Annotated in this window: 10 protein-coding genes; 7 read left to right on the top strand and 3 right to left on the bottom strand. The window is 68.1% G+C overall.

Features of this window, described 5'->3' with window-relative positions:
• Positions 1-34: 34 nt before the first annotated feature.
• From CFK39_RS10050 to CFK39_RS10040, 3 genes are read right to left on the bottom strand one after another with little or no spacing between them, the layout of a single operon-like run.
• Entirely contained in the window at positions 35-1,006 is a 972-nt protein-coding gene (locus CFK39_RS10050) for a carbohydrate ABC transporter permease (protein WP_089065342.1), read from the bottom strand.
• Entirely contained in the window at positions 1,003-1,887 is an 885-nt protein-coding gene (locus tag CFK39_RS10045) for a carbohydrate ABC transporter permease (protein WP_089065341.1), read from the bottom strand. The genes CFK39_RS10050 and CFK39_RS10045 overlap by 4 nt, the downstream gene beginning before the upstream one ends.
• Entirely contained in the window at positions 1,884-3,065 is a 1,182-nt protein-coding gene (locus CFK39_RS10040; protein ID WP_245822465.1) for an ABC transporter substrate-binding protein, read from the bottom strand. The genes CFK39_RS10045 and CFK39_RS10040 overlap by 4 nt, the downstream gene beginning before the upstream one ends.
• A gap of 519 nt (positions 3,066-3,584) precedes the next feature.
• On the opposite strand from CFK39_RS10040, the gene CFK39_RS10035 reads away from it, so the two are divergent.
• From CFK39_RS10035 to CFK39_RS10005, 7 genes are all read left to right on the top strand, one after another.
• Positions 3,585-5,282, top strand: coding sequence for a sodium:solute symporter family protein (locus CFK39_RS10035; RefSeq protein WP_089065339.1), 1,698 nt, complete (start codon positions 3,585-3,587; stop codon positions 5,280-5,282).
• A gap of 22 nt (positions 5,283-5,304) precedes the next feature.
• Positions 5,305-5,649, top strand: coding sequence for a tetraspanin family protein (locus tag CFK39_RS10030; RefSeq protein WP_089065338.1), 345 nt, complete (start codon positions 5,305-5,307; stop codon positions 5,647-5,649).
• A gap of 300 nt (positions 5,650-5,949) precedes the next feature.
• Complete coding sequence (locus CFK39_RS10025) at positions 5,950-7,473, top strand: S10 family peptidase (RefSeq protein WP_089065337.1); 1,524 nt, start codon at positions 5,950-5,952, stop codon at positions 7,471-7,473.
• Positions 7,474-7,531: 58 nt separating this feature from the next.
• The gene (locus tag CFK39_RS10020) at positions 7,532-9,406 is read left to right on the top strand and encodes a glycoside hydrolase family 15 protein (RefSeq protein ID WP_089065336.1); all 1,875 of its coding nucleotides are present in this window, start codon (positions 7,532-7,534) and stop codon (positions 9,404-9,406) included.
• Positions 9,407-9,731: 325 nt separating this feature from the next.
• Entirely contained in the window at positions 9,732-10,670 is a 939-nt protein-coding gene (locus CFK39_RS10015) for a carbohydrate ABC transporter permease (RefSeq protein WP_245822463.1), read from the top strand.
• 16 nt (positions 10,671-10,686) lie between these two features.
• Complete coding sequence (locus CFK39_RS10010; protein ID WP_245822461.1) at positions 10,687-11,631, top strand: carbohydrate ABC transporter permease; 945 nt, start codon at positions 10,687-10,689, stop codon at positions 11,629-11,631.
• A gap of 100 nt (positions 11,632-11,731) precedes the next feature.
• Positions 11,732-13,036: an ABC transporter substrate-binding protein gene (locus CFK39_RS10005; protein WP_089066382.1), complete on the top strand. Its 1,305-nt coding sequence runs from the start codon at positions 11,732-11,734 to the stop codon at positions 13,034-13,036.
• Positions 13,037-13,071: the final 35 nt, after the last annotated feature.

The following is a 13,071-nucleotide window of genomic DNA, read 5'->3' as shown; positions in this document are numbered from 1 at the left end:
GCTCCTCTCGAGCTCTGTGGCGGGCGCGGGGCGGTCACCCCTTGACCGATCCCTCCGTCAGCCCGCCGCGCCAGAAGCGCTGCAGGACGAGGATGAGGATCGCCAGCGGGATCACCGACAGCAGCGCGCCGCCGGTGGTGAGCTGGTAGAACTCCGGCAGCCGGTCGGTCTGGGCCCGCCAGTTGTCCAGGCCCAGGGTGATCGGGTAGAGCTTCTCGTCGGCCAGCATGACCAGCGGGAGCATGTAGTTGTTCCAGATCGCGACGAACTGGAACAGCAGGATGGTGACGATCGCGGGGGTCAGCTGCGGCAGCGCGAGGCGGTGGAACAGTCCCAGCTCCCCCACTCCGTCGATCCGGCCGGCTTCGAGCAGCTCATCGGGCACTGCGGCGCTCGCGTAGATCGAGGCCAGGAACAGCCCGAAGGGGCTCACCAGCGAGGGGATCAGCACGGACCAGTAGGTGTTGGTGATCCCGATCGAGCTGAACAGGAAGAACAGCGGCAGTGCGACGGCGGTGCCGGGCACCAGCACCCCGCCGAGGACCAGCACATAGATGAAGCGCCTGCCCGGGAAGCGGTACTTGGCCAGGGCATACCCCGCAGCGGTCGCGAAGTAGGTGGCGAGCACGGAGCCCAGACCCGCGTACAGGATGGAGTTCAGTCCCCAGCGCGGGAAGATCCCGCCGTTGGCGCTGAGCACGGCCTTGAGGTTCTCCCACAGCTGGAAGCTCTCGCCGAACCAGAAGCCGTTGGTGCCGAAGAGGTCCTCGGTGGACTTGGTGGCATTGATGAGCACCCAGTAGACGGGGACCAGGAAGTACAGCGCGATGATCACGAGGATCGCGGTGACCAGGATGGTGGTCGTCGGCTTCCGGCCGGCGTCTCGCGCGCCGGTGCGGCTCTCGTGCGCCGCGCTCTTCGTGGCTTTCGAACCCTTCGCGGGCTTCGTGGCCCTGCGGCGCCCGGTCGGTGCGGTGGTGTCGGGGGTGTGGTGCGAGGTGCTCATCGACGCTTCTCCATCCAGGAGGAGACTCCCAGCGCGACCGCCGAGAGGAGGAAGGCGGAGACCGCGATGATCACGGCCTGGGCGGCCGCCATGCCGATGTCGTTGTACTGGAACGCGAAGGCATAGGCGGACATGTTCGGGGTGTACTCCGAGGTGATCCCGGCGCTCATGGACTGCATCAGCCGCGGCTCGGCGAACAGCTGCAGGGTGCCGATGATCGAGAAGATCACCGTGAGCATCACGGCCGGGCGGATCAGCGGCAGCTGGATCGAGGTGGCCACCCGGATCGAGCCGGCGCCGTCGATCTTCGCGGCCTCGTACAGCTCACCGGGGATCGACTTGAGCTGGGCGATGATGATGAGCATGTTGTAGCCGGTGTAGGTCCAGGTCACGATGTTCGCGATAGACCACAGCACCATGTTCGGGCCCAGGAAGTCGATCGGCAGGCCCACCAGCTCCAGCACGTCCACGATCGGGCTCAGCCCGGGGATGTACAGGAACGACCACAGGATCGTGGCGATCACGCCGGGGATCCCGTAGGGCAGGAAGTAGGTGGCGCGGAAGAACCCGGGCCACTTGGCGCTCGCGCTCTCCAGCAGCAGTGCCAGGATCACTGCGGCCACGATCATCACGGTCACCTGGACGACGCCGAACAGGACCATGCGTCCGATCGACTCGACGAAGTTCGCGTTCGACAGGGCCTTGAGGTAGTTCTCGAACCCGGCGAAGCTGTTGGTGATGCCGTCCTCGCCGAGCAGGCCGTGGCGCTCGACGGAGCTGAACGAGTACCCGATCGCCATGATGATCGGCACGATCATGGTGCCGAGGAAGACGACCAGGAACGGTGCCAGCAGCACCCAGGGAGCTGTCTTGGATCTCATCGTGCCTCCTCCGCGTTCAGTCCCATGTCCCGCATGATCTTGACGATCTTCGCCTGGGTCTGCGGGAACATGTCCACCAAGGGGACTTCACCGGTGACCGCAGCGCTCATCCCGTCGCCGATCATGGCCTGCACACGCTGCATGAGCGGGGCCCAGGTCCACTCGAGGTTCTGCCCCTCGGCCATCGGCAGGATGACCTCCTCGTTGTAGTTCTGTCCCGAGAAGAACTCCGAGGGCTGCTGTCGCGTCTTGCCGATGTAGTCCTTGGACGGCGACCAGCCGATCCCGGAGAACTCGATCATCGCGTCGATCCCGTCGGGATCCGTGCACATCCAGTTGAGGAACTCCAGCGCCTCCGCGGGGTGCTGGGCGTTGGACAGCACCGCGGCGGCCGAGCCGCCGTGGGCGCCGGAGGCGTAGCCGCTCCCATCGGCCCACGTGGGCATCGGGGCCGCCGCCCATTTCCCCTCCGCGTCGGGCACCGACTTCACGAGCGCATCACCCCAGGAGCCACCGATGGTGGCGAGCACTTTCCCCTCGCCGGCGGCGGCCATCCACGGCGTCGAGAACGCGCCGTATCCCGTCCCGATGATCTTCGCGCCCAGGATCTCGTCCCAGAACTCGGCCACCCGCATCGAGGCGGCACCGGTCATGTCGACCACCCATGTGTCCCCCTCGGTCCGGAACCACACGGCGCCGGACTGCATGATCCAGGAGATGAGGTACGAACCGTCCGACGGGTCAAGGGTGATGAGGTTCCTGCCGGCCTCGGAGACGATCTCGGCAGTCTCCCTGAACTCCTCCCACGTGGCCGGGGGCTGCAGCCCGAGCTCCCCTTCGAGCACCTCGCGGTTATAGAAGGTGGCCACGGGGCCGGTGTCCTGGGGGACGGCCCAGTAGGAGTCACCGACCTTCACCTGGCTGAGGGCGCCGGGGTCGAAGGCGTCGACCTGCTCGTCGAAGCCGTAGCGATCGAGCTCGGTCAGGGCACCGGCGAGGGCGAACTCAGGGACCTGCCGCAGCTCCACCTGGGCGATGTCCGGACCGCCACCGGCGGAGACTGCGGAGAGGATCTTGGCGTAGCCGCCGTCTTTGCCGCCGGGGATCCAGGTGGTCTCGACCTTGATCCGGTCCTGCTTCTGGTTGAAGATGTCGGCGACCTTCTGCAGGTCTTTCAACCAGGCCCAGTAGCTTAGTGTCACCGGCCCATCGCTGGGCGGGATGGCCGCTTCGGCATTGACGTCGCCCGGATTGGGGGGTGCGCAGGCTGCGAGGCCTGCCAGTATTCCTGCTCCGGTTCCTGCCAACGCGGTGCGCCGGGTGGGACGTGGCTTCATCGCTGGTACGTCGTCCTTCCTCGTCGTCGAGTGCTGCGTGCCGGCGCCGATTCTGCGCGGCGGCACAACATCCGGCCGTGAACGTTCACGTCCCGTGATGCTACGCGATGCGCCGTCCGCTGCCCAGACCCGGGCCCCGGAATGACCGGCGGCGCGGATCCGCACGACCGGACGGGGTCGGCGTCCGGCACGCTCTATCACACCCGGGTCGCTCCCATCGGCACGGCTCTCCGGTCCCGCGCCGGCGGTGTCATCCGGTGGTAACGTGATCGACCGTCGGTACAGTTGCCGCACCGCCTCCTGGTGGGCGCTGCGAGCGCTCCGAGGCGCCCTTCTCATCTCCCAAGGAGAACGTCTCCTATGGTCGACCTCCTCCTCGACGCACACTGGATCGACTACGCGGTCATCGCGTTGTACTTCGTCTTCGTCCTCGGTGTGGGCTGGTACGCCAAGCGCGGTGTCTCCACGTCCATCGAGTTCTTCCTCTCCGGCCGCTCGCTGCCCGCCTGGGTCACCGGCCTCGCCTTCATCTCCGCCAACCTCGGCGCGGTCGAGATCATGGGCATGTCCGCCACCGGCGCGGAGTACGGCATGCCCACGATGCACTACTTCTGGGTCGGCGCCGTCCCGGCGATGCTGTTCCTGGGCGTGGTGATGATGCCCTTCTACTACGGCTCGAAGGTGCGCTCGGTCCCGGAGTTCATGCGCATGCGCTTCGGCACCGGGGCGCACCTGGTCAACGCGATCAGCTTCGCGGTCGCCCAGCTGCTGATCGCCGGTGTGAACCTGTACCTGCTGGCCATGATCGTGCACCGCCTGCTGGGCTGGCCCCAGTGGGTGGGCCTGATCGTCGCCGCGGCGTTCGTGCTGTTCTACATCACCGTCGGCGGGCTCTCCGCCGCGATCTACAACGAGGTGCTGCAGTTCTTCGTGATCGTCGCGGCCCTGCTGCCGCTGACCCTCATCGGCCTGCACCGCGTGGGCGGCTGGAGCGGTATGAAGGAGCGCATCGCCTCCGACGGCATGCTCGGCTCGGAGCAGCTGCACACCTGGCCCGGCCAGGCACTGTCCGGCTTCGACAGCCCGGTGCTGTCCGTGATCGGCATCGTGTTCGGCCTGGGCTTCGTGCTCTCCTTCGGCTACTGGACGACGAACTTCGTCGAGGTCCAGCGCGCGATGGCCAGCAAGTCCATCACCTCCGCCCGGATGACCCCGATCATCGGCGCGTTCCCCAAGATGTTCATCCCGTTCATCGTGATCATCCCGGGCATGATCGCTGCCGTCCTGGTCGGCGAGCTCGCCGAGTACAAGCAGCTCGACCATGCCGGCAGCGCCGACGCCGCGGCCGCCACCGGCGTCACCTACAACGACGCTCTGCTGCTGCTGATGCGCGACGTGCTGCCCAACGGTCTGCTGGGCGTGGCGATCGCCGGCCTGCTGGCCGCGTTCATGGCCGGCATGGCCGCGAACATCTCCGCCTTCAACACCGTGGTCAGCTACGACCTGTACCAGCAGTACGTGAAGAAGGACGCCCCGGACGGGCACTACCTGAAGGTGGGCCGCATCGCGACGGCGGCCGCCTGCGTGATCGCGATCTTCACCGCGCTCATCGCCGGGCAGTTCTCGAACCTGATGGACTACCTGCAGACCCTCTTCGGGTTCTTCAACGCCCCGCTGTTCGCGACCTTCATCCTGGGCATGTTCTGGAAGCGGATGACTCCGGCGGCCGGCTGGACGGGTCTGGTCTCCGGCACCCTCGCCGCGGTCGCGCTGTGGAGCTCCTCAACGTTCTTCGGGGTGTTCGACCTGCCCGGCCAGGGCCTGGCCTTCGTCAGCGCCGCCACCGCGTTCGTGGTCGACATCGTGGTGTCCGTCGTGGTCACCCGGTTCACCACCCCCAAGCCCGCCCACGCGCTGAAGGGCCTGGTCTACTCGGAGACCCCGAAGGCGGATCTGGTCGATCCCGAGGAGAAGGACATGCCGTTCTGGCGTCGTCCCGTCCCCATGGCCGGCATCGGACTGGTCCTGGTCATCATCCTGAACATCGTCTTCGCCTGAGCGCGGACCGAGGAGGAAACTCATGAGTGCACACAAGCCTCAGAACCCGGGCACCGGCAGCGATCCCGCAGCCGACGTCCCCGCGGACGCGACGGTGCAGACCGCCGGCGCCTTCGACATCCGCAACTTCATCGGCACCCTGCTGGCCCTGTTCGGCCTGATCCTGGTCGGCGCAGGCATCTTCGCCTTCGGCGCCGAAGAGGCCGCGAAGACCGACGGGCTCAATGCCAACCTCTGGGCGGGCCTGGGAATGCTGGTGGTCGGCATCCTCTTCGTCGTCTGGACGAAGGTGGATCCGATCCGGATGGTCGTCCGCGACAACGATGACGGTGCCGAGGAGCCCCGCGACATCTCGGCGCTGGACTGATCCCGGATCTCGGTCGGGACCTGGCTCCGGCCGCCCGCGCCGCTGACGCTCGCCGCGCCGAAGGCCCGTCACCGAATCCCCCGGTCTGCCCCACCCTTGGGGCAGATCGGGGGATTCGCATGTCCACCTGTGCGTGTCGCACGGAGGCGAGGGCCCGGCCCCGGCCCCGACCCGGTTCCGGAGAGCGCCATCATCTCCACCAGCACCGCCACCGCCACCGCCACCGCCACCGGCGACGGTCGTCCGACGGCCCCGTCCGCGTAGCATCGACGCCGACGCCACCGATCCGAAGGAGCACGAGTGACCGAGCAGACCCGCCCCGCCACCACCGCCGCAGGAGCGCCCGCCGACCCGTCGGCCGCCGAGAAGCCCGCGGCCTCGACGCCCGCGCCGCCCGAGGACCACCTGGTCACCACGCTGCACTCCCTGTCCCTGCCCGACGGGGCGCTGGACTACACGGCGACCACCGGCACCGTGGTGCTGAAGGAGGAGCCCGAGGGTGAGGAGTACGGGCGCGGTGCGGCGTATGCGGAGCTGTTCTCCGTCTCCTACGTAGCCCAGGGCACCGACGCGGCCGAGCGCCCGGTGGTGTTCGCCTTCAACGGCGGGCCTGGTGCCTCGACGGTGTGGCTGCATCTGGGGCTGCTGGGTCCGCGCCGGGTCGACGCGGGCGATGCCGGAGCCCCGGCCGCTCCCCCGCACCGGCTGCTGGACAACCACGAGACGATCCTCAAGGACGCGGATCTGGTGGTCGTGGACGCGATGACCACGGGCTACTCGCGCCCCGCCCCCGGCCAGAAGCCCAGCCGCCATCACGGGCTGGCGGAGGATCGTGATCTGATCACCGCCTTCGTCATCGACTGGCTGACCCGCCACCAGCGCTGGACCTCGCCGCTCTACCTGGCCGGCGAGTCCTATGGCACCACCCGGGCCTCCGCCGTGGCCGCGCACCTCATGGACCGCTACTACGTGGCCGTCGCCGGGATCGCGCTGATCTCCCCGGTGCTCGACTTCGGCACCATCCGCTTCCATCCCGGCAATGACCGCCCCTACCTGCACTACCTGCCCACCTACGCCGCGATCGCCCACGCGCACGGCAAGCATGAGGACCGGATGCTGCAGGACGTGGTCGACGAGGCCGAGGCCTTCGCCGAGCAGGAGTACCCGGCGCTGCTCGCCGCCGGTCTGCGGCTGGCGCCGGAGCAGAAGCAGGAGGCCGCCGCCCGCATCGGCGGCCTGATCGGGGTGGATCCGGACTGGGTGGAGCGCGCCGACCTGCGAATCGAGCACATGGCGTTCCTCGCCGAGCTGCTGCGACAGGAGGGCCTGATGACCGGCCGCATCGACGGCCGCTTCACCGCCCCGGCCGGGAATGGCAACGCCCCGCAGATGGAGACCGACCCGTCCATCGATCAGCTCGCCCCCGCCTACACGGCGACGATCAACCAGTACCTGCGCGGGGAGCTGGAGTTCACCAGCGACGTGGTCTACGAGATCATGTCCGGCCGGGTGCACCCGTGGAGCTACAAGGACTTCGAGAACCGCTCGGTGGAGGTCGCCTCGGACCTCGCTCGACTGCTGCGGAAGTCCCCGCACACCAAGGTGCTGGTCTCCCACGGCTACCACGACGCCGCGACCCCGTTCCACGCCAGCGAGCACGTGCTCGCCCAGCTCGCGATCCCGCGCGAGGACTACAGCGAGCGGATCCGCATCGAGTACTACGAGGCCGGGCACATGATGTACTGCCACGAGCCCAGCCGGCTCGCGCTCTCGCAGCACCTCAGCGAATTCGTCACCGGGACGGAGCCCGACACGGCGGCGTGAGCGCCGCCGATCCCCCGTCGCTCTCCCCAGCACCGGCGGTCCGTGATGGACTGTCCCCATGTCGAACCCACTCATCGAAGATCATGCCCTGCTGTCGGACCAGCGCGCCTCCGCGCTCGTGACCCGGGAGGGCGATGTCGACTGGCTGTGCCTGCCCCGCTTCGATTCCGACGCCCTGCTCTGCTCCCTGCTGGGGACCGAGGAGAACGGTCACTGGTCGCTGCGGATCACGGACGGCGAGGTGCTCTCCCGCCGCTATCTGCCGGGCACGATGGTGCTGGAGACGGTGTGGCGCTCCCCCACCGGGACCGCCACGGTCACCGAGTTCATGCCGGTCAGCGGAGCGGGTGGGGATTCCGGCACGACCGGCGGCGCGATCTCCTCGGCCTCGGGCGGGGCTCGCTCCCGCAGCGCGGCATCCCTGTCCGGAGACGTCGATGATCTCGCTGACCTGGTGCGCAGCGTCGAGTGCGTCGAGGGCGAGGTCGAGGTGGTCCAGGAGCTGAGGATCCGCTTCGACTACGGGCAGACGATGCCCTGGGTGCGCCGCGGCGAGGACGAGTCCGGGGACCCGGTGCTGATCGCAGTCGCCGGCGGGGACGGGGTCGCTCTGCACGGCCCCGCACTGCGCGGGAAGGATCGTGCCCACCGCGGCCACCACCGTCTGGCCGCCGGGGAGAGCGCCTCCTGGGTACTGACCTGGTTCCCGTCCTGGCAGCCGGTCCCGGCGACGCCGGACATCGAGGTCTCGCTGGCCACCACCGTGGCCGAATGGTCCGGCTGGCTGGGGCAGGTAAGGGTCGATGAGGAGTACGCCGAGCCCGTGACCCGCTCGCTGCTGGTGCTGCGGGCCCTCACCCACCGCCGCACCGGCGGCATCGTCGCCGCCCCGACCACCAGCCTCCCCGAGGACTTCGGCGGGGTGCGCAACTGGGACTATCGCTTCTGCTGGCTGCGCGACGCCGCGCTCTCGCTCGAGGCGCTGCTCGCCCACGGCCACCTCGATGCCGCCCAGACCTGGCGCCGCTGGCTGCTGCGTGCGATCGCCGGGGACCCCGAGCGGTTGCAGATCATGTACTCGATCACCGGCGACCGGAATCTGCCCGAGCGGGAGGTGGAGCACCTGACCGGCTATGCGGGATCACTGCCGGTGCGGGTCGGGAACGGTGCGGCCGGCCAGTACCAGGCCGATGTGGTGGGTGAGGTGATGATCGCCCTGGCGGCGATGCGTGACGCCGGCGTCGAGGAGACGCAGTGGTCGTGGCCGCTGCAGAAGGCGCTGCTGCGCTACACGGAGAAGCGCATCGACCAGCCCGATCAGGGCATCTGGGAGATGCGCGGGGATCCGGCGTACTTCACCCATGGCCGGGTTATGGTGTGGGCGACCTTCGACCGCGCCGTCCGGGCGGTCCGCGAGCACGGGCTGTCCGCCACCGAGGAGGAGGTCTCCCGCTGGGAGCTGCTGCGTGACCAGGTGCGCGAGGAGGTCATGACCCGCGGGGTGGGAGCCGACGGCGCGTTCACCCAGACCTACGGCTCCACGGAGGTCGACGCCTCCCTGCTCCAGATCCCCCACACCGGCTTCCTGCCGGCCGACGACCCGCACATGCTCGCCACCGTCGCCCGCATCGAGCAGGATCTGCGCACCGCGGACGGGCTCGTCCTGCGCTATCGCACGCAGGGACAGGACGGCCTGCCCGGCGACGAGCACCCCTTCCTGGTGTGCTGCTTCTGGCTGGTCGAGCAGTACGCCGCCTCCGGCCGTCGCGCGGATGCCGAGACGCTGATGGATCAGCTGCTGGGCTGCGGCAATGATCTGGACCTGTTCGCGGAGGAGTTCGATGGGGGCGCCGGGCGGATGGCGGGCAACTTCCCGCAGGCCTTCAGTCACCTGGGGCTGGTCCGCGCGGTCGACGCGCTCGCCGCCGGCTGATCCGCTCCACGACGCCGGTCATACGGCCGGCTGCGACGCTCAGTGGAGACGACGGTCACTGCGCGGGTCACGACGGGATCGCTGTTCGGTGACGCCGCCCGGGCGGGCGGGTGAACATCGGAGGTCCCGCCGGTGGCCGCCCGGGGACGGAGGACCGATCCGGTAGCGCCCGGGCCGCGCCTCGCGCTCTCGTCACCCGCTTGTGACCTGGGGTGATGCCCAAGCGTCGGGGGCCGCCGCGGGACGGATTCCGAGAAGGTCACAGATCGACCCCGATCTCTCGGACTTCGCACGGCACGGCCGCCCCGCCAGTACTGTGACCCTCGTGACGTCCCCCGCGATTCCCGGCCTCGAGAAGTCGGCCTCTGACCAGGACCCGGTCAAGCGATCCCGCTCGCTCAACTGGCGGCATATCGGCCTGGCCACGGCCCTGATCCTGCCGAACATGATCCTGCTGGGCCTGTTCACCTACCGCCCGCTGATCGACAACTTCCGCATCTCGTTCTTCAACTGGAACATCTCCTCCCCGAACATGACGTTCATCGGCTTCGACAACTACGTCGAGTGGTTCACCGATGACACCAGCTGGCAGATCGCCCGCAATACCGCGATCTTCACCGTCGTGGCCGTGCTCGGTTCGATGGCGATCGGGCTGGCGCTGGCGATGCTGCTGGATCAGCACCTGCGGGGTCGTGGCCTGGTGCGGACCATCGTGTTCGCGCCCTACGTCATCGCCGGTGCGGCGATCGGCGTCGCCTTCCAGTTCGTCTTCGATCCCGGCTACGGCCTGGTCCAGGGCGTGCTCGCCTTCTTCGGGGTGGACTCCCCGCACTTCTACCAGCACTCCGGCTGGGCGCTGTTCATGATCACCACCACGTACGTGTGGAAGAACCTCGGCTACACCTTCGTGATCTACCTGGCGGCGCTGCAGGGGCGACGCAAGGACCTCGATGAGGCGGCCGAGATCGACGGCACCTCCGCCTGGCGGAAGTTCTGGCGGGTCATCCTCCCGCAGCTCAAGGGCACCACGTTCTTCCTGTCCGTCACGGTGCTGCTGAACTCATTCACGGTCTTCGACATCATCCAGGTGATGACCCAGGGCGGCCCCTTCGGCACCGGCACCTCGACGCTGATCTACCAGGTCTACCAGGAGACCTTCGTGAACAACCGGGCCGGCTACGGCGCAGCGGTCGCGACGATCATGTTCCTCGTCATCCTGATCATCACGCTGATCCAGGTGAAGCTCCAGGACACACAGGACTAGAAGGGAGGAGGACACCATGACCATGACCGATGACACCAAGCCCGTCCTCCCGCCCGTGCCCGGGACGAGCCCCGAGGGCGCGCCCGAGCTCACCGCCGCGCAGAGGAGACGAGCCGGCTCCCGGCACCAGGCCTTCGAGGGCGGGACGGGCGGGAAGCTGCTCGGCTATGTCGGGATGGCGGCCGCCGTGCTGCTGTTCTTCGTGCCGCTGTACTTCATCGCGATGACATCGCTGAAGACCCACGGCGACATCTACTCCGACCCCATCAGCTGGTTCCCGAACCCGTTCGCGCCGGAGAACTACTCCTACGTGCTCTCCGAGCTGCGGTTCGACCGCTACCTGCGCAACTCGATCATCATCACCTCGATCCTCACCGTGATCGAGGTGAGCCTGGGAGTGATGTGCGCCTATGGCTTCTCGTTCCTGCGCTTCCCGGGCCGGAACCTGCTGTTCCTGCTGGTGATCGCCTCGCTGATGGTGCCCAACCAGGTCACCGTGATCTCCAACTACGCGCTGGTGGCGAGCTGGGGCTGGCGCAACACCTTTCAGGGCATCATCGTGCCGCTGGCGGCCGTCGCCTTCGGCACCTTCCTGATGCGCAACCACTTCCTGTCGTTGCCGAAGGAGGTCATGGAGGCCGCCGAGCTCGACGGCACGGGCTTCTTCCGGACCCTGTTCCGGGTGGTGCTGCCGATGTCCTGGCCCACCCTGATCGCCTTCACGCTGATCACCGTGGTCAACGAGTGGAACCAGTACCTGTGGCCGTTCCTGATGTCGGACACCGACAAGGTCGCGCCCCTGCCCATCGGCCTGACCCAGCTGCAGGACAACGAGGGGCTGACCAACTGGGGCCCGGTGATGGCCGGCACCGTCCTGACCGCCGTCCCCATGCTCATCGTGTTCCTGATCCTGCAGAAGCAGATGATCAAGGGCCTCACCGCCGGGGCTGTCAAGGGCTGACCGCCCGATCCCGCCCTGCTGTCCCCGTTCCCCGTCCATCCCGCACCGACCCCGTCGGCCGCATCCCCTCCCCGCAGGACCTCACGAATTGGAGATCGACATGGCATTCTCGCGACGCTCACTTCTCGGTATGGCCGGTGCCGGCTCGGCAGCGGTAGCACTCGGCGCCTGCGCCGGCGGTTCCACCTCCGCCGGCGGTGGAGCTGGTGAAGAGGGTGACGGCACCCTCCAGTTCTGGTCCAACCACCCCGGCGAATCGAAGGATCTCGAGCAGTCCCTCATCGACCTCTGGAACGAGGAGAATCCCGACACCCCGGCGAAGCTCATCGACGGCGGTGCCAACTACGAGGAGCTGGGGCAGAAGTTCAACGCGGCACTGGCCGGCGGCGGCCTGCCGGACCTGATCGTGGCCTCGGACGTCACCTGGTTCAACTTCGCCTTCACCGGCGCGACCACGGCGATGGATGACCTGTGGGAGGAGGCCGGTGTCGATTCCGAGGACATCGTGGATACCCTGCGCGAGGACTACGCCTTCGACGGCAAGCACTACGGCATGCCGTACTCCCGCTCCACGACCCTGATGTACTTCAACACAGAGGTTCTCAAGAAGGCCGGGCTGCCCACCGACCGCGGCCCGGAGACCTGGGACGAGTTCGCCGAGTGGGCTCCGAAGATCATGGAGGCGGGCGGCGGCGACCCGGCCCTCGTCGTCCCCGACGGCTCCAACTACCTCGACTGGTACTTCCAGGGCATGATCTGGACCTTCGGCGGCGCCTACTCGGACGAATGGAACCCGACGTTCACCGACCAGGGGTCGATCGATGCGGCGACCTTCCTGCAGGAGCAGGTCGCGGCCGGTCACATCCAGATCGAGCAGGATGCCAACAACACCTTCGCCATCGGCAATGCCTCGGGCCTGCTGCAGTCCACCGGCTCGCTCGGCGGGCTCAACGACTCGGCGGACTTCGACTTCCACACCACCTACCTGCCCGGGCCCACGCCCGGCGCTTGCACCGGTGGAGCCGGGATCGCGATCCCCGACGGGATCAGCGACGAGCGCAAGGTGACGGCCATGAAGTTCGCCGACTTCCTGACGAACACCGAGAACACCATCACCTTCAGCCAGGCCACCGGCTATATGCCGGTGCGGAAGTCCGCGATGGAGGATCCCGAGGAGGCGAAGTACCTCGAGGAGAACCCCAACGCGATGACCGCGATCCGCCAGCTGAACGAGAACACGGCGCCGCAGGATTACGCCCGCGTGTTCGTCTCCGGCGGCGGCCAGCGCATCGGCGCGGGCCTGGACCGGATCGCGATCGCGCAGGAGGACGTCGCCACGGTGATGCAGGACCTGCAGGACGAGACGCAGAAGGTCGTCGACCGGGACATCACCCCCAACCTGTGAGCGTCCGCCCGATCCCCTGAAAGAGCACGAGGAAC

This window comes from Brachybacterium avium (genome assembly GCF_002216795.1).
GTDB lineage: Bacteria > Actinomycetota > Actinomycetes > Actinomycetales > Dermabacteraceae > Brachybacterium > Brachybacterium avium.
This window is presented reverse-complemented; position numbering and strand designations above follow the sequence as displayed.